The organism is Paenibacillus sp. YN15 (assembly GCF_003285005.1).
GTDB lineage: Bacteria > Bacillota > Bacilli > Paenibacillales > NBRC-103111 > Paenibacillus_AR.
The window spans coordinates 1-17,760 of sequence record NZ_QMFA01000023.1; the positions used below are offsets into that span (position 1 = coordinate 1).

A 17,760-nucleotide genomic window follows, 5' to 3' on the forward strand; every position below is an offset into this window, starting at 1 on the left:
GAGGCGACTTTTTTAATATACCACATCGCCTTACATCTTTGCAAGCATTATTTTTCAAAGCTCATGCTCGCCTTGCTTTCTTGCCCCTCCGCTGTATAGCTTGTCCCAGCGGCAGGAATTTGATGATACCATAGCGCGTATGAAGAATGCAACTCTTTTTTTCGGAAAACCACTAACGAACAATTGTCAGCTTCAGCGCTACCAGCAAAGCCAAGCCCGGGATGCCGAGAACGCCTATGGTAGACAGCGTATAAGCATTGATCGGCACCTGAAACATATACCTTCCCCCCACCCAGTTTACGGCATAAAGCAGAATCGCCGCAGCGATTACATGAAGCCCCAAGGTTTTCAACCAGGCAGCCGCGCCATGGTTGCGGAGCACGAGCAGCACCAGCGAAGAAAGGGACAGAAGAAATACCGCCCACCACAAATATTCCATGTAGAACCCCTCCCGTCAGGAACTGGCCGCTTGGCCTCCGTTTCTTTTGGATGTCCCACTCCCTTTGCCTTCAGGCGAATGCAGCCTCTGGGCTTGCGTCGCCACCAGAAGCCCGTCCTCCCATTGCATCAGCTTGGCCTGCCGCAAAAGCATAATGTAGCGCTTTTCCGCCGCTTCCAGAGCGTAAATGGCATAATCAATCTGATCCTTTTCCACCACCCACTCCAAACGCTGATGCGCAGTCGTCCATTCCAAGTGGGCTTTGCGGATTTCCCGATGCATCCCCACCTTATCCAGAAATGCAGGCTCCTCCATCCGCATTTGCACATTGACCTTCCACTTTGGCAGCCACCTCATGCTCAACATCTCCTTTCCGGCAAACCGGCATGTCCTTCTTTCTAGATATATGGCAATCTCAAGAAGGTTTAGAACACAAACTCGACCGGAAAGGTTTCTGACGCCCCCTCATACCTGAATTTGCACAAAAAAAGAAGACCTCCCGGTCTTCTTGCTGAGATGAAAATGATGAAAATCCGAACTAGAGCTCCCGGCGCCCTTCCAGCGCCTTGGTGAGCGTCACCTCGTCTGCATATTCCAAATCTCCGCCTACCGGCAGCCCGTGGGCAATCCGCGTCACCTTGATGCCGAAGGGACGGACCAGCCGCGAGAGATACATGGCGGTTGCCTCTCCCTCAATATTGGGGTTGGTGGCCAGAATCAGCTCCTGCACCTTATCGTCGCCTAGACGTTTGAGCAGCTCGGCAATATAAATATCATCGGGCCCGATCCCCTCCATAGGAGAAATCGCCCCGTGAAGCACATGGTAGTAGCCGCGAAATTCCTTGGTGCGTTCCATGGCCACCAGATCCTTGGATTCCTGGACAACGCAAATCACAGAGCTGTCCCGGGTTTTGTCCTGACAGATCCGGCACGGGTCCACATCCGTAATGTTGCAGCAGGAGGAGCAATAATGGAGATTGCGCTTCACATTCACCAGCGCCTTGGCAAATTCCAGGACCTCCTCCTCCTTCATATTCAATACAAAGAAGGCCAGGCGTCCGGCCGTTTTGGGGCCGATACCCGGAAGGCGGGTAAAGGAGTCAATCAGTTTCGCTAAAGGTTCCGGGTAAAACAAGCCAGCAGCCCCTTCTTTTGTTAAAATGGTCCCGCGCCATCACATCTGCGACGGAAAAAACGTTAGAACAGCCCGGGGATTTTCATGCCGCCGGTGAACTTGCCCATATCCTTGTTGGCCAGCTCGTCGACTTGATTCAAGGCGTCATTCACAGCAGTAAGCACCAAGTCCTGGAGCATCTCCACATCCTCCGGATCAACAGCCTCCGGCTTGATGGCGATGGACATCACTTTCTTATGCCCGTTTACTACAGCGGTAACCACTCCGCCGCCGGCGGTGCCTTCAACCGTTTTGGTGCCCAGCTCCTCCTGGGCCTTCATCATTTGCTCCTGCATCTTTTTCACTTGCTTCATCATCTGGTTCATGTTATTCATATTGATTCGCTCCTTTGCCTTAGTGGATTCTCAACGCTTGCCTTCATTTTTGGGAGTTATAAGATCAGTCTTCCCTGATGCGGACAAGATCCTCCCCGAACAGCTTCACCGCTTCCTGCACCCATTCGCCTTCTGCCGGTTGGGAGACTTCCTGCTCCAGCTTCAGCTCCTCCGGCTGCGCCTGTCCGGCGCCCGAGGATTGGGCTTCCTTCCACTCGTTCATCATCACCGTAGCCAATCGTACCGGCTGCCCAAGAACCTGGTCCAGCACCTGTTCAATCACCTGCTTGTTGGCAGGCTTTTCGGTGGTTTCCCGGTGCATGGGGCTTTTGAAGGCAACCAGCACCTGGTCCTCCTGGCTAGCCACAGGCTCGCCATCCACCAGCCAGGCATGGACCGTAATCCGGGCTTCCTTGACGCCTGCCAGGACTTGGCTCCATTTGGCCATCACCTGCTTGAAGAAAGATGACTGGCCTTCCTTCACAAAACCGTCCAGCTTGATGGTTGATCTGCGGACGGCAGGCGCGGAAGCGCGTCCACCGGGCGACTGGCCCGCGGAACGGCTGGCCGCAGGCTGCGGGCTTCCTGCCGCAGGCGGATTCCGCAGCAGCCCGGCCAGCTGCTCCTCCAGTTGGCCGATCCGCCGCTTCAGCAGCTGGAGCTCCTCATTGCCGGCCGGTCCGGCTGCAGGAGCCGCCGCTGAAGGCGACTCGGCCTTAGGGACAACGGTTTCACCCGGCGAAGCCAGGGTACACAGCTTCAATACCGCCACCTCGAACAAGGTTTGCGGCTGGGTGGAATATTTCATTTCATTCTGAAAATGGTTCAGCACTTCCATAATGGAAAAAAGGCGGTCTGCGGAAAAGGTCTCCGCCATGGCCTTAAACCGGGCAATATCCAAGACCCGTTCCGTAACGGTCTGGGAGCCGGGAACCATTTTAATCATCAGAATATCGCGGAAATAAAGCAGCAGATTCTCCATGCAGCGGTCCGCGCTTTTGCCTTCCTGCATCAGTTGGCTGATCCAGCTGAGCGCCTGGCCGCTGTCGCCTTCGCGGATATAGGCAGCCAGCTCGGCGAACCGCTCGCCGGCAATGCCCCCCGTCATGGCAACCGCATCCTCATAGCTGATGGTGTTGCCCGTAAAGGAGATAATTTGGTCCAGCAGGCTCAGCGCATCCCGCATGCCGCCCTCGGACAGGCGGGCAATGTATTGGGCCGCTTCCGTTTGGAGATTCACACCCTCCTCGCGGCATACCTCAAGCAGCCGGCCAACCTCCTCCTCCAACGGAATTCTCCGGAAATCAAAGCGCTGGCACCGGGAAATAATCGTCGCCGGAATGCGGTGCGGCTCCGTAGTCGCCAGAATGAACATCACATTGGGAGGCGGCTCCTCCAATGTCTTCAGAAGGGCATTGAAGGCCTCGGTGGTGAGCATATGAACCTCGTCAATGATATATACCTTATGCCGGACCTCGGTATAGGCAAAAATCATCTTGTCCCGGAGATTGCGGATCTCATCGATCCCCCGGTTGGAGGCGGCGTCGATTTCCAGCACCCCGATCTCCGAGCCTTCCGTGATGGCCAGGCAGGAAGGACAGGCGTTGCACGGCTCTGCGCCGGGACCCTGGCGGCAGTTGACGGCTTTGGCCAGCAGCTTGGCAATGGTTGTTTTGCCGGTGCCGCGGGGGCCGTTAAACAAATAGGCGTGGGAGAGTCTGCCCTCTTTCAGCGAGTTCTGCAGAGTACGGATAATATGCTGCTGTCCCACCACATCCCCGAAAAGCTGGGGTCTCCACGTGCGGTACAACGCTTTATGAGCCATGATTTCCTCTCCGTTTCCGTAGGCGGCTCCGGCTTTAAGACAACCGGGCCCTGCAGTCATTCGTTTCAACATTATACCACAGGAGGCGACCTTTCTTCCAGAAAGCATCCGCCAATCGCCCGCTTCCGGCCATGCGGCAATAAACGCCTGCCGGCGTTCTTCGGCAAAAAAAGACCGGCGCCCCCCTGCGGCTGCCAGTCTTCCTTTTTAGATACAAATAATGCTTATAATTATGTATTAATCTAAATAATTACAGGATTAGGGTATAGGGATACTTACTGTAAAGGTCGTGCCAAAGCCTTTGGAGGAAACGCGGATAATGCCGCCGATATCATGGATAATCCGCTGGCACACGGATAAGCCCAGTCCCGTTCCGTTGGGTTTGGTGGTAAAGAACGGATCGAAGATTTTGTCCACGACAAAATGGGGAATACCCGGCCCTGTATCATGGATATCGATAAGGAGCCTGTTCTCAACCACATCCCGCTTGACCTGCACCGTCAGAACCCCTTCGCCGGACATGGCTTCAATCCCGTTTTTGCTGATATTCAGAAAGACCTGCTTCAGCATCTCCCGGTCCGCGATCACCCGGGGAAGCCCCTCTGCCACAAACTGCTGGACGGTAATGTCGTGCAAGGTAGCCTCACTGTGAATGATCGGCATAATCTCCTTCAGTACCAAGGGAATATCCACCAGCTCATAGTTGACATTTTTGTGCTTGCTCAGAAGCAAAAATTCGTTCACAAGCTCATTGATCCGGTCGATCTCCATAAGCATAATGTCGGCGTAGCTCTTCTCCTTGTCCATCTCCTTCTCGATGAAAGTATTGCGGAACATCTGCAGGAACCCCTTAATGGATGTCAACGGATTGCGGATTTCATGGGCCGTACCCGCCGCAATCTGGCCGATCATGGAAAGCCGGTCGTTGCGCTGCACCTGCTCCTCCAGCGAGCGCAGATTGGTCACATCCTTAAAGGTTACATACCCGCCCTGAATCCGCCCGGCGTGGTCCCGCAAAATATTGGAGTCCACCAAAAGCTCGTAGCGCTCGCCGTTATTGGTCCAGGACAAAGCATGATTGCGGTAAAGAATCCCCTCGAAGATGCCCTTCGGCATAGGCTGATGCTCCTCGGGAAGCTCGTGAAAAACCTCCGACAGCAGTTTGTTGATTACCTTGCCGCGCTCAATTCCGAAAATCCGGCATGCCATATCGCTAATGTCGATGAGCTTGTAGTCCGTATCGAACAAAAGCACACCCAAATTGATATCCTGCAGGAGTGTCCCTGCAAACTGCTGCAGCAGATTCAAGTCATCGCCCGGCTTTAAATCTTGCAAATGCAGCATGGTGAATTCCTCTCCGTTCGGTCCCGTAAATCTTCCCTGAAAATACCGGCTGGTTATCCCCCTTCCTGCGTAATCCCGCAGCAGCAGCGAATGGCCCTGCTCCAATTCACGGCCATTGGACATGGACGGTATTTCCAAAAATCTGCCGACATTTTCCCCGAGCAACTGGTTTTGCGTATAGCCTGTCATCTCTAGGAATACCCGGTTGCAGCAGTACAGGCAATCGTTCCCGTCAATTACGGCCACAGCATGCTTATACAATTGATCAAGGTAATACTGGAGCTTCTCCTCTGATATGGCGTAGTAAATCAAGGCCTCTTGCATAAGATTGTACACCCCCCTGCTATATGGACAGCAGCTAAGCCAGATTCATCACGTTCGGAGATTAACAATTTATAGAGTTCTCTTCATAATTACAATTTCCTTCTATTGGCAAATCAATTTTTTAAAAAGCATGTCAAAATTAATAAAAGCACCCCGCAATGGAGTGCCTCCAATATGCAATATAGGAACCGTGCACCTGTTCTCGGGCAGGCAATCCGGGCGGAACATCTGTCGTTGGCTCAGGCTAGGCTGCCCTCCGGCACATGGAAAATCTTGCTTACGGCTGCTTCCTTCCGGACCTGACCGGGTTCACAAGTATCCATTGCGGAGGACCCGGCCGTCAACACTACGTGCAGACGTCAGACCCCACATTACAAGACCTCAAACCAGGAATTCAACCCCGCTATAGCGGATTGCGGGTTACAGGGCACCGCTACCTCCCCGTCTAGCACGGTATTGATAAGTATAGCGGATTCCCGGGATGAACGCAACTGTCCGCAGAAATTGGCATCCTCTCTAAAAAATATGGTTTTTTTCCACCGATACCCTGACCTCATATTGAGGGAGCAGCTGCTCCAGTGTCTCCTGGGCATGTTTGCGGATGTTCATGGACTCCTCTATATCAATAGTCTTGTCCAGATGAAGCGTAATAAAAGCGGTGAGCCCGTTGAACAGCACCGAGGAGCCGGTTACTCCGGGGATGCGGGCAATGGATTCCTTCAATGTTTTCGCATCCGCCGCATAGGAGCGGGCTCCGGAATGGATGGAAGCCGCGGAGCCGGCAGCCGCTTCAACGGGAGCAGCGCCGCCGCTGTAGCTTCGAATCCTGCTTTCTCCGGAACCGGCGCCGCAAGCGGTTACCATTGCCGCAGCCAGAAGAACGCAGCAGAAGGCGGGCAAGGGTTTAATAAACATAAAAAACACCTCCTCAGGGCTTAGGTTAGCCCCGGGAGGTGCGCTTATTCGTTCCAGCCACAGGTAAATAGTGGAAGGCTTAGATGCCGTATTTCTTTTTGAATTTATCCACGCGTCCGCCAACATCCACGAACTTCTGCTTGCCGGTGTAGAAAGGATGGCAGTTGGAGCAGATTTCGACGCGAAGATTTTGCTTCACGGAGCCGGATTCGAAGGTGTTGCCGCATGCGCAGGTCACCGTGGCTGCATAATACTTCGGATGAATCGCTTCTTTCATGTTCATTCACCTCTTTCTGCCCTGGTTCCTCGTAAGGGGAGTGTCCACGAACCAGAGTTAAATTGACACATAGCGGTATTGTAGCATAGACCCTTTTGGGAAAGCAATACTTTTCGAGGGCGAGTCCGCGGCTATTTCGACAAAAAGATATCCTTCTGCGCCAGGCTCTCCGGCGTGTGGGTGTACGAGCCGATCTTCGTGCCGGGCAATTCCGCGCGGAAAATCTCCAACATCTGCTTCATGCCCAGAATCTCTCCCCGGGGTTTGGGAATAAGCCCCAGGTAGCTCTCCGGGTCAATATTGAGATTGCGCAGCTGGATCAGCTTCAGGTCTGTCCGCTGGGCCAATCCCACCATCGCCTCAATTTCCTCTTCCCTGTCGCTGACTCCGGGGAACACCAGGTAGTTGATGGAGGTAACCACCCCTTTGTCCGCGGCATAACGCAGGGATTTTTCTACGTTGGCCAGGCTGTAGCCCCTGGGCCGGTAGTAAGCATTATAGTGATCATCCAATGCGCTGATGGTGCTTACCCGGATCAAATCCAGCCCCGCATCCACGATGCCGCGGATATGATCCGTGAGCCCGGCGTTGGTATTCATATTGATATAGCCGACAGAGGTAATCTCTCTGACCCGCTTGATGGCCTGGATGATCAGAGGGGCCTGGGTGGAGGGTTCCCCCTCGCAGCCTTGCCCGAAGCTGATGATGGATTCCGGCGTTTTCAAATGCTGCAGCATCAGCTCCACCAGCTCGTCCACAGTGGGCTTGAAGTTCATCCGCGTCTGCGGCGCCACAAAAGCGCTGTCCTCATCCTGCTCGGAGATGCAGCCGAAGCAGCCTGCGTTGCAGGAATACGATACCGGCACTCCGCCCTCCCAACGGCCCAGGAAGGTATTGGAGGCGGTCAGGCACTGGTATTCCAGCGCGCAGTGGGACAGGTGGGTGTAGAGCCGATTCTCTGGATATTGCTCCGTCAGCTGACGGACTTTCCGCTTCAGCTCCCAGGGATCGCAGGTATTGGGATTCCATTTATAGGGATCGTCGCATTGTTCGGCGGCAACATAGAAGCCGTCATCCTTCCAGACTACGGCAGTATAGCCGAACAGCGGGAGCACTGCGGTTTTGTCCGATTTGATGTAGGCGGGGATCAGAAGCCGGGTATAGCCCTGGGGCAAAAGCGCTCCAACAGCGTTATACTCGCCCTGCATCACCTTCATGTCTCCGGTTGCCGGATCGGCATACACGGGACGGGTGCAGGGCAGGCTGACTAGCGTCGCTCCTTCAGGCAGAGGAATCAGCTCATCCTCCAACAGATCGACAATCATATCGCCGCTGCGCCCCAACGCCTCGCAGTCGGGATGGTCATAGACCTTGCCGTCCCGGTCGGCGTATACCAGTCGCATCAATGCTGCTGCCTCCTTTTTCATTCTGCAAGAACAAGGTTTTAGGAAACCGAGGTTTTGGACTTCCGGATGTTGCCGGTGGGGTCCAGATTCTCCAGGAACTCCTGATTGGTCTTGGCTTCACTGAGCCGCTTCAGGAAGGCTTCGGTAAACTCATGGGTGTCCTGCATATTTTTGCGCAGCGCCCAGATTTTCTCCAGCTCCTCCTTGGCCAGGAGCATTTCTTCCCGGCGGGTGCCGGATTTGCGGATATCGATGGCAGGGAAAATCCGCTTCTCCGCCAGCTTCCGGTCCAGATGCAGCTCCAGGTTGCCGGTGCCTTTGAACTCCTCGTAGATGACGTCATCCATCCGCGAGCCGGTTTCGATGAGGGCAGTGGCCAGAATGGTCAGGCTGCCGCCCTCCTCGATGTTGCGGGCCGCGCCAAAAAAGCGCTTGGGCCGGTGAAACGCCCCCGGGTCAATACCGCCGGACAAAGTCCGTCCTGTTGGAGGCACAACCAGGTTGTACGCTCGTGCCAGCCGGGTGATGCTGTCCAGCAGAATCACCACGTCCTTCTTATGCTCAACCAGCCGCTGGGCCCGTTCCAGCACCAGCTCCGCTACCTTGATATGATTCTCCGGCAGCTCGTCGAAGGTGGAGGCCACAACCTCGCCTTTGACCGACCGCTGCATATCCGTTACTTCCTCAGGCCGCTCGTCGATCAGCAGCACAAACAGCTCCACATCGGGATAATTGGTGGAAATGCTGTTGGCGATTTCCTTCAGCAGCAGGGTTTTGCCTGCCTTGGGCGGGGCCACGATCAGGCCGCGCTGGCCCATGCCGACGGGAGCCAGAAGATCCATAACCCGGGTGGACAGCTGGGTAGGGTTGGTTTCCAGAACGATTTTTTTCTGGGGATAAAGCGGGGTCAAAGCGGGAAAGTGCAGCCGTTCCGCCGCCGTTTCCGGCTTCTCGCCATTCACCGCTTCCACCTGGAGCAATCCGAAATACCGCTCGTTTTCCTTGGGGGGACGGCACTTGCCGGAGACCACGTCGCCGGAGCGCAGGTCAAATTTGCGGATTTGCGAAGCGGAGATATAAATGTCCTCCGCGCTGGGCAAATAGTTGATGGGCCGGAGGAAACCGAAGCCCTCCTGGAGGATGTCCAGCACCCCCTCCATAAACATCAGGCCGCCCTTTTCCGCCTGGGCCCGCAGGATCGCAAAAATCAGTTCTTTTTTCTTCATTTGGCCATAATAAGGAATCTGATGAAGTTTGGCCATTTTGTACAATTCAGTGAGCTTCAGCGTCTGAAGCTCCGCCAGTTGCATATCCATCTCATCAACCACCACACTCTATTAATTTTTTTATTCCGGTTCGTACACAATACGCTTAACCAGTTTACCCCAATTGCCCAGCCCTTATTCCCGCCAGACCTTGGCCCCCAGAAGGCTGAGGTTCTCTACCAGATTGTCATAGCCTCTGTCGATATATTCCACACCGGCCACCTCGGTCAGCCCGCCGTCGGGCACAGTCAGAGCGGCGACCACCAAAGCTGCGCCGGCCCGCAGGTCGGCAGCCTTCACCTTGGCCCCGGACAATACGGTGCCCTCAATAATGGCCGTCCTGCCCTCCACCTTGATTTTCGCCCCCATCCGCACCAGCTCGGGAACATGCTTGAAGCGGTTGTTGTACACATAATCGGTGAGAAGGCTTGTGCCGCTGGCCTGGGTCAAAAGGCTGGCCATAGGCGATTGCATGTCCGTAGCGAAGCCGGGATACACCAGCGCCTTTACGTCCACCGCCTGGTAGCTCGGCTGGCCCAGCACCCGAATGGCTTCATCCATCTCGGTAATCTGGACGCCCATCTCCCGCAGCTTGGCCGTGACCGCTTCCATATGCTTCGGAATAATATTGTCCACGATCACATCGCCCCGGGTGGCCGCGGCGGCAATCATGTAGGTGCCCGCCTGAATCCGGTCGGGAATGATGGAATGGCGGCAGCCGTGCATCTCGCTGACTCCCTCCACCCGAATGGTTTCGGTTCCCGCCCCCTTGATGCAGGCTCCCATATTGTTCAGCAATGTGGCAACATCTATAATTTCAGGCTCTTTGGCCGCATTTTCGATTAAAGTCACGCCTTTGGCACGGGAGGCTGCCAGCATGATGTTAATGGTGGCGCCGACGCTGACCACGTCCAGGTAAATCTTCGCGCCGCGCAGTTCCTTGGCTTGAATGTGGATGGCGCCGTATTCATTGCTTACCCTGGCGCCCAGGGCTTCAAATCCCTTAATATGCTGGTCGATGGGCCGCGGTTCAAAATTGCAGCCGCCCGGCAGGCCGATTACGGCTTCACCGAACCGTCCCAGGAGCGCGCCCATCAAATAGTAGGAGGCACGAAGCTTTTTGACATTCCCGTTGGGCATGGGCACCGACTTTAAAGCGGAGGGGTCAATGGTCATCTGGTCTCCCTGCCAGTCCACTTCCGCCCCCAGCTCCACCAGAAGCTCCCGGTAGATGGAGACATCGCTTAACACGGGCAAATTATCCAAGGTGACGGGAGACTCCGCAAGGAGCGCAGCCGGGATTAAAGCAAGGGCGCTGTTTTTGGCGCCGCTGATGGTGACGGTTCCCCGCAAGGGCGAGCCGCCTGCGATCATCAGTTTCTGCATGTGCACCTTTTCCTCCTGAGAGTTTTGTCGGAGACAAAACTTACTTCGTAAGCATAGGCTGAGTTTTGTCGGAGACAAAACTTACTTCGTAAGCATTCGCTGAGCCTGGCGCCCTCTCAAAAATGTAAGCGCCACAAATTGTCTGTTATCCGGCCTTACCAGACCGTTTTTACCAAATAAGAGCCACAAAATGTACGCTATCCGCCCTTTCCACCGAATTTGGAGGGATTTCCGAGGTTTAGCGAACATTTCATGTACGTTATTTCCCTATTTCCTTAACAAACTATCAATTAGCATACATTTGCTGTCCGCTATCATGCTGAACACTGGCAGCAGTACAGGCCGGATAAAGCCAGGGAAGCCCCCGAATCGCCTGAATAGGCAAAAAGCCAGACTGAGGTCCTTCTCCTAACCTGATATAGCCAGCCTATCAAATCATATCGGCGCACCACCAACCTTTTTGCCGAGATAATCGCACTGTCTCATGAGCAGAAGCATACCAAACCTGTGTATGTAAGGGACTTGTACGCCGTTGGGCGTTTCGCAGCAAACGAATCTGCCGCCTGGGGGACATGGTAAACATTGAGGCAGGAAAATGAGGCTGATATATCAATCATTCTATCAATTGCGACAGCATTAGACGGACGGCAAGGTTCCCATAACAATAGAAAGGGAAGGCACCTGTAAGAAATGGATGCTTTCCCTTTCCGAATTATGTCACATTACGGAAAACAGATTAGGCTTTGCCGGCGCTGCCGAACAGCTTAATCTTGGACTTCACCACGTCGATCATGGCGTTGCGGGCAGGCGTCAGATATTTGCGGGGATCATACACCTTGGAATCCTTGGCAAGCACCTCGCGGATCGCGGCAGTACCGGCAACTTGGTTCTCGGTGTTTACGTTAATCTTGGTGGCGCCTGCGGCAATTGCTTGGGCGATGAGCTCGTCCGGCACGCCGGAGCCGCCGTGCAGCACGATGGAGATCGGAATCGCGGCTGCAACCTTTTCAATGATATCGTTATGAATCTTAACTTCGCCTTTATACATGCCGTGAGCGGTGCCAACCGCAATCGCCAAAGCGTCAACCTTGGTCTCTTCATAGAAACGCAGGGCTTCTTCCGGCTTGGCCAATTGAGCGCTGGCTTCGTCATGGCTGATGTCGTCTTCAGTGCCGCCGATAGTGCCCAGCTCGCCTTCGACGGAAACGCCCATGGCATGAGCCACTTTAACAATTTCCTTGGTCAGACGGACATTCTCCTCATAGGAGTAATGGGAGCCGTCGAACATAACGGAGCTGAAGCCGGCGCGGATACACTTCATAGCAACCTCAAAGCTGCTGCCGTGGTCCAGGTGGAGAGCGATGGGCAAACCGGACTTCTTGGCGGAGGCTTCCGCAAGAGCTACGGTGTACTCAATGCCCATGTACTTCAGGGCGCCTTCGCTGACACCGAAGATAATCGGGGATTTCAGCTCCATGGCCGCTTCAGTAATAGCTTGGGCAAACTCAAGGTTGTTCATGTTGAATTGGCCTACCGCATACTTGCCTGCTTTTGCCTGCGGAAGGAACTCATTCATCGAAACTAATAAAGACATGCAGGTTTCCTCCTATCTGTTTTCAATCATCTGCAACATTATATCATACAACCCTGCCATGTGTAACCAAGCCCGCAAAAAACCTTCTGCCTGCGCCGCGTGAAGGGAATAAAGCCCTTCATCCGCTTCAGGGAGGCTGTTGGCTAGTGTCCCCAGTCAGCACGCAGACTACTCTTCCGCTTCCTGCAATGCCATGCAGAGCATTGCGGGGGCATCCTTTTCACAAAATCCCAAAAAAAATGATCCTGCCGACAGGATCATAAGGGTAAAGCAGAGTTCTCCTGCGCTCTGCCCGGTTAGATGGCGAAGCTGTTGTTCGGCCCGAAATGCCGCAGCTCCGTGTTCACGGCCAGCCGGAGCTCATCAATGTCAAAGGGCTTGGTGAAATGAGTCAACGCCCCCAAATCCGTGGCTTCCTTGATCATGTCCAGCTCCCCATAAGCCGTCATCATAATCACCTTGATGGACGAATCGATCTGTTTGATATGCTTGAGAATATCAAGGCCGTCCATACCCGGAATTTTCATGTCCAGAAGCACCAGATCCGGCGATTCTTTTCGGACGATTTCCAGAGCAAGCTTGCCATTGGAGGCTTGATACGTCTGATAGCCTTCCACATTGAAGACTTCCATCAGCAGGATGCGAATTCCGTTCTGGTCATCCACAATCAGAATCTTCTTCTTGTCCACTGCATACCCTCCCTATCTTGCAATACAACAGCTTCTTCGGCGAATAAAGCCATCAATTCCAATGAATGGGTATAACATTCGCTATTCCTTGAGCAAATTCCTGCATTGCTTCGAGGATTTCTTCAAAATTGTGAGAAAATCGCCTCTCCGAAGGAGATTGTGCAGGTTAAAGGCAATTTGAGAAGATGGACAAAACCATAATGTAAGCGTTTGCCGAAACGTCATTCCTTTGTGCGATCCCCCCTATTTCAAAAACTTCCGCTCCGCGCAGAAATCCTGTGCGGAGCGGAGCAGCATCAATGGGACAATGTAAAGGCAACTTTAACAAACTCCCGGAACAACGCCTGCGGACGGTTGGGGCGGGAAGTAAATTCGGGATGGAATTGAACAGCCAGGAACCACGGATGGTCGGGAAGCTCGATCATCTCCACAAGGCGTCCGTCCGGAGACGTGCCGGAAATGCGCAGGCCCTTTTGCTCCATGGCATCGCGGTAAGCATTGTTGAACTCGTACCGGTGGCGGTGGCGCTCGTACACCAATTCATCGGCATAACAAGCCTCGGCCAAAGAGCCGGAAGCGATCTTGCAGGGGTACAGGCCAAGGCGCATGGTGCCGCCCAGATCCTCAATATCCTTCTGCTCCGGCAGCAGGTCGATCACCGGATAGCCGGTGGTCGGGTTAATCTCGGAGCTGTTGGCGCCGTCCAGACCCAGCACATTGCGGGCGAATTCCACCACAGCCACCTGCATGCCCAGACAAATGCCGAAGAACGGAATCCGCTCTTCGCGGGCATACTTGATGGCCATGATCTTGCCTTCAATGCCCCGGTCGCCGAAGCCGCCGGGCACCAGAATGCCGGCAACGCCGCCCAGAAGCTCGCCCACGTTATGCTCGTATACATCCTCGGCGTTGACCCAACGGATCTTCACTTCCGAATCGCAGGCGAAGCCGGCGTGGGAGAGTGCTTCCACAATGGACAAATACGCGTCATGCAGCGCCACATATTTGCCGACAATGGCGATCTCGGTGGTATGCTTCAGCTGCTTCACCTTTTGCACCATGGCTTCCCATTCGGTCATATCCGGCGCATTGGTGGAGAGCTTCAAATGATTGACTACAATATCGTCGAGCCCTTGCTCGCGCATCATCAAAGGCACGTCATACAGGGTATCGGCATCGATGCATTCGATCACCGCATTGGCGTCGATATCGCAGAACAGGCCGATCTTGCGCTTCAGATCCTCGGAGAGGGTGTGCTCGGTGCGGCAGACAATTACGTTAGGCTGGATGCCGATGCTGCGCAGCTCCTTAACGCTGTGCTGGGTAGGTTTGGTCTTGACCTCGCCCGCCGCCTTCAGGTAAGGAATCAGCGTAACATGGATGTACATCACATTATCCCGGCCAATATCGCTCTTGATCTGGCGGATGGCCTCCAGAAACGGCAGACTTTCGATATCGCCGACAGTGCCGCCGATTTCCGTAATGACCACATCGGATTGAGCCTCCCGGCCGGCGCGGAATACCCGGTCCTTAATCTCATTGGTGATGTGGGGAATAACCTGCACAGTGCCGCCCAGATACTCGCCGCGACGCTCCTTGGTGATGACTGAGGAATAAATTTTGCCCGTGGTAACGTTGCTGTTCTTGGACAGGTTGATGTCGATGAACCGCTCGTAGTGCCCCAGGTCCAAATCTGTCTCCGCCCCGTCATCCGTCACGAATACTTCACCGTGCTGATACGGGCTCATGGTACCCGGGTCCACGTTGATGTACGGATCAAACTTCTGAATGGTGACCTTCAATCCCCGGTTTTTCAGAAGTCTTCCCAAAGACGCCGCCGTAATGCCTTTGCCTAAGGAAGATACAACACCGCCCGTCACAAAAATATACTTCGTCACAAGTTTTAACCCCCTGCATGATCATGCGCATAATTTTTTGTTCAATATGGATCAGGTCCGCTTGGGCAAAAATAAAAAGTGACCCGCCAAAAAGACGGGGCACTTTCAATTGGTCATTGATCTCGCTTTCGGATCATCAAATCCAAAGCCCATGCAATATATTACCCTCTTTCGCATGAGCGTGTCAAGGTTGCGCGGTAAAAAAGAACGTCTATCGACACGCCCCGCCAAAACGGGAAAAATGCAGCTTATTTATCGTCGTCGTCATCGCCTTCATCCAGGTCGTCCTCGAACTCCGGGTCCTCTTCCTCCGGCTCGTCCAATTCCTCATCCAGATCCTGAATATCCTCGGCCTCATCCAGCTCTTCTTCGATCTCGTCGGGAGCGAACATATCGTCCTCTTCCTCCACCACTTCCTCGTGGTCTTCGTCGAAGGAGTCGAAGTCCTCTTCCTCTGCCGGGAAGGTTTCCTCTTCCTCGTCGATATATTCCTCTTCGTCCAGATCGTCATCGTCGTCATTAATGATGCGGGGACGTTTGGTGCCGCCCATCTCGCCTTCTTTATTGTCAACGGGGTACCAGCGCTTCAGCCCCCACAGGTTGTTGCCTACGCAAGCGAAACGGCCGTCCACGTTAATCTCCGTATACAACTGGGCAATCAGCCGGAGCACATCCTCTTCGGTATACCCCTTGATTTTGGCCACCTCGTTCATAAGGTCCCGGTAATAAAAAGGAGTATTGGCAGCCTTCAAAATATTGAATGCCAAATCCACCATGGGCACTTCGCTGGCCTGCTCCGGTGTCAGTTTTGAAAGATATTCGTTCATGTACGTGTACACGCCCTTCCTACAGTCTCGCCTTTATCTTCATATAAGTAAACCCTATTTTATGTAAAAAAGCAAGCGGTTGCTTGGGCCGTGTCTGAAAACCCGCCCACGGGCATCTTTCACCGGCTTTTGCCGCGAACCGTGTATTTCCCCAAGAAATAAGCAGAGGCGCCCCGACAGCGCCTCCGCTTATGACTGTACCCCGTCCGAGGCAGGCATGCGCCTATCCTCCCTTGATGCATAACGAGAGCAGGCATTGCTGCCCTCTCCCTATATCCTATGTGGGGACCGCCGGTTTGACACGGGTATCCGCTCATTTTGCGGGAATAAGGCGCTTGCATGTGCGTACCAGCCGGACCGTTCATAAGATACAGCATTATCTACGCATGTATTTTTGCGCCAACTGCTTGAGGAGGGGTCCGCCTTGACGATGCCAACGCTCACCGAACTGATGGAAGAGGAGCTCCGCGGGTTTGGGGAATCATCGGCACGATATCTCATCCGGCTCCGGTCCTCTGCCAATTGCCGGGATATTGTCCGAGAGCTCCAGGCGACCGGGCGCAGCCCGGCAAATCAAGTTGAAGCCCTTCCCCTTATTAATGCCGTCTTCCTCCACCTGCAATCCCCCAAGGCTTTCCTGAACCATCCCCAGGTGGAGGGGGTGGAGCCGGATCATCCGCTGGCTGTCATCCAGGAAAAGGCCACCCGGCTGTCCCCCGGAGAAATCCGCCGCCAGGCCAGCTTCACCCGAAACAAACCCTTCATTCCCTGGGGCATCCGCCACATTCAGGCTCCCCTGGCCTGGAAAACGGCGACAGGCCGTGAAATCCGGATTGGCGTCATCGATACCGGCGTGGACTTTGCCCATCCGGATCTGCGGGATTCCATCGCCGGCGGCATCAATCTGATCCACCGCCATCTCCCCCCTCTGGACGACAACGGCCACGGCACCCACATCAGCGGCACCATCGCCGCAGGAGCGGGCCAGGGCATGTCGGGAGTGGCGCCCCACGCCAAACTCTATGCGGTCAAGGCCTTCGACCATAACGGCACATCCTTTGTTACCGATATTGTCAAAGGCATCGACTGGTGCGTCACTCACGGCATCCACATCATCAACATGAGCTTCGGCATGAAGAGCTACAGCCCTGCCCTGGAGGCAGCCGTACGCAACGCCGCAAAGGAAGGCGTCATTATCATCGCCTCTTCGGGCAATGAAGGCAAGAAGGGGATCATCGACTACCCGGCGCGTTTTCCCACCGCCATTGCCGTGGGCGCTACAGGGCGGAACGGGAAGATCGCCCACTTCACCAACCGGAGCACCCAAATCGATATCTACGCGCCGGGGGAGCGCATTGTGTCCACCTGGCTGAACGGCAAATACCAGGAGCTTTCCGGCACCTCCATGGCCACCTCCCATATCAGCGGCGTAGCCGCCCTGATGATGGCTGTGAAGCCGGGAATAGGCCTCTCCTCGCTTCTGGCAGGGCTTCAGCGTTCCGCTATGCCCATCAGCTCCACGGCGCGGAAAGCCGGCTTTCTGGGCGAGGTCAACGCCATCCGGGCGATCCGGGCCGTTGCCCGCAAGAAACCGCGCACCCCCGGCTCACGTGCCGGAGCTCAAGCCTCCGCGGCGCGGATGCCGATTTCCAGGCGGTAGCTTCCGGCCAGTTCCCCGCCCATATACAGCTCATACTCCCACCTGAGCTGCTCCAGCCCGCCCACCGCCGTCACCGACAGCTTCCGGGTAAAGGTGTCCATTTCCATACGCCCGTGAGGGGTATCGTAATAGCCGGGCAGACGCTCCCCCGGACGGAACTGCTGCTCGCTCCGGATGCCTCCCTGCCGGAGAAGCCGGATGGCCCCCTTGCCCTCCGGCTCAATGCGCAAAAGCGCGGTAATTTTGCCCATTTCCGATTCAGGCTCTTCATATTGAAAGAACAGCTTCCCGTTCCGGACATACCGCTTGCCCCGGACCTGCTGCACCACCCTGCCGCTGTCGCTTGTGCTGGCAATGGTCAGTTCCACATCCAATTTGTCCGCCTCCTTAGAACATCTCCCC

Annotated in this window: 17 protein-coding genes and 1 other RNA gene; 1 reads left to right on the plus strand and 17 read right to left on the minus strand. The window is 54.8% G+C overall.

Annotated elements, in window-relative coordinates; genetic code table 11:
* Positions 1-172: 172 nt before the first annotated feature.
* From DQG13_RS17965 to rpoE, 16 genes are all read right to left on the minus strand, one after another.
* A complete protein-coding gene (locus tag DQG13_RS17965) occupies positions 173-439 on the minus strand; it encodes a pro-sigmaK processing inhibitor BofA family protein (RefSeq protein WP_113021169.1) in 267 nt (88 codons plus the stop codon).
* Between the two features lie 15 nt (positions 440-454).
* Positions 455-796, minus strand: coding sequence for a DUF2508 family protein (locus tag DQG13_RS17970; protein ID WP_181592830.1), 342 nt, complete (start codon positions 794-796; stop codon positions 455-457).
* 181 nt (positions 797-977) lie between these two features.
* Positions 978-1,574: a recombination mediator RecR gene (recR, locus tag DQG13_RS17975; RefSeq protein WP_113021171.1), complete on the minus strand. Its 597-nt coding sequence runs from the start codon at positions 1,572-1,574 to the stop codon at positions 978-980.
* A gap of 62 nt (positions 1,575-1,636) precedes the next feature.
* Positions 1,637-1,948, minus strand: a complete 312-nt coding sequence (locus DQG13_RS17980; protein WP_113021172.1) for a YbaB/EbfC family nucleoid-associated protein — start codon at positions 1,946-1,948, stop codon at positions 1,637-1,639.
* A 64-nt stretch (positions 1,949-2,012) separates the two neighbouring features.
* Complete coding sequence (gene dnaX / locus DQG13_RS17985) at positions 2,013-3,773, minus strand: DNA polymerase III subunit gamma/tau (RefSeq protein ID WP_113021249.1); 1,761 nt, start codon at positions 3,771-3,773, stop codon at positions 2,013-2,015.
* Between the two features lie 258 nt (positions 3,774-4,031).
* Positions 4,032-5,441 carry an ATP-binding protein gene (locus tag DQG13_RS17990; protein WP_113021173.1) on the minus strand — a complete coding sequence of 470 codons (1,410 nt, stop codon included), beginning with the start codon at positions 5,439-5,441 and terminating at the stop codon, positions 4,032-4,034.
* Between the two features lie 188 nt (positions 5,442-5,629).
* An RNA gene (gene ffs, locus DQG13_RS17995) (signal recognition particle sRNA large type) lies at positions 5,630-5,895 on the minus strand.
* 62 nt (positions 5,896-5,957) lie between these two features.
* Positions 5,958-6,356, minus strand: a complete 399-nt coding sequence (locus DQG13_RS18000; protein ID WP_113021174.1) for a hypothetical protein — start codon at positions 6,354-6,356, stop codon at positions 5,958-5,960.
* A 79-nt stretch (positions 6,357-6,435) separates the two neighbouring features.
* Complete coding sequence (rpmE, locus tag DQG13_RS18005) at positions 6,436-6,633, minus strand: 50S ribosomal protein L31 (protein WP_113021175.1); 198 nt, start codon at positions 6,631-6,633, stop codon at positions 6,436-6,438.
* A 131-nt stretch (positions 6,634-6,764) separates the two neighbouring features.
* Positions 6,765-8,036 (minus strand): radical SAM family protein, encoded by a 1,272-nt coding sequence (locus DQG13_RS18010; protein ID WP_113021176.1) that lies wholly within the window; start codon positions 8,034-8,036, stop codon positions 6,765-6,767.
* A gap of 41 nt (positions 8,037-8,077) precedes the next feature.
* Complete coding sequence (gene rho / locus DQG13_RS18015; RefSeq protein ID WP_113021177.1) at positions 8,078-9,355, minus strand: transcription termination factor Rho; 1,278 nt, start codon at positions 9,353-9,355, stop codon at positions 8,078-8,080.
* Positions 9,356-9,439: 84 nt separating this feature from the next.
* Positions 9,440-10,690, minus strand: a complete 1,251-nt coding sequence (locus DQG13_RS18020; RefSeq protein WP_113021178.1) for a UDP-N-acetylglucosamine 1-carboxyvinyltransferase — start codon at positions 10,688-10,690, stop codon at positions 9,440-9,442.
* A gap of 736 nt (positions 10,691-11,426) precedes the next feature.
* Positions 11,427-12,284 (minus strand): class II fructose-1,6-bisphosphate aldolase, encoded by an 858-nt coding sequence (fba, locus tag DQG13_RS18025; RefSeq protein WP_113021179.1) that lies wholly within the window; start codon positions 12,282-12,284, stop codon positions 11,427-11,429.
* Positions 12,285-12,580: 296 nt separating this feature from the next.
* Positions 12,581-12,973 carry a response regulator gene (locus DQG13_RS18030; protein ID WP_113021180.1) on the minus strand — a complete coding sequence of 131 codons (393 nt, stop codon included), beginning with the start codon at positions 12,971-12,973 and terminating at the stop codon, positions 12,581-12,583.
* 296 nt (positions 12,974-13,269) lie between these two features.
* Entirely contained in the window at positions 13,270-14,871 is a 1,602-nt protein-coding gene (locus DQG13_RS18035; protein WP_113021181.1) for a CTP synthase, read from the minus strand.
* A 248-nt stretch (positions 14,872-15,119) separates the two neighbouring features.
* Positions 15,120-15,698, minus strand: a complete 579-nt coding sequence (gene rpoE, locus DQG13_RS18040) for a DNA-directed RNA polymerase subunit delta (protein ID WP_113021182.1) — start codon at positions 15,696-15,698, stop codon at positions 15,120-15,122.
* Between the two features lie 430 nt (positions 15,699-16,128).
* On the opposite strand from rpoE, the gene DQG13_RS18045 reads away from it, so the two are divergent.
* On the plus strand, positions 16,129-17,358 hold the full coding sequence (locus DQG13_RS18045) for a S8 family peptidase (RefSeq protein ID WP_113021183.1): 1,230 nt from the start codon (positions 16,129-16,131) through the stop codon (positions 17,356-17,358).
* Here the strand turns inward: DQG13_RS18045 and DQG13_RS30840 are convergent.
* The gene (locus DQG13_RS30840) at positions 17,319-17,726 is read right to left on the minus strand and encodes a YwiB family protein (protein ID WP_258525742.1); all 408 of its coding nucleotides are present in this window, start codon (positions 17,724-17,726) and stop codon (positions 17,319-17,321) included. The two genes, DQG13_RS18045 and DQG13_RS30840, sit on opposite strands and share 40 nt — an antisense overlap.
* Positions 17,727-17,760 lie beyond the last annotated feature (34 nt).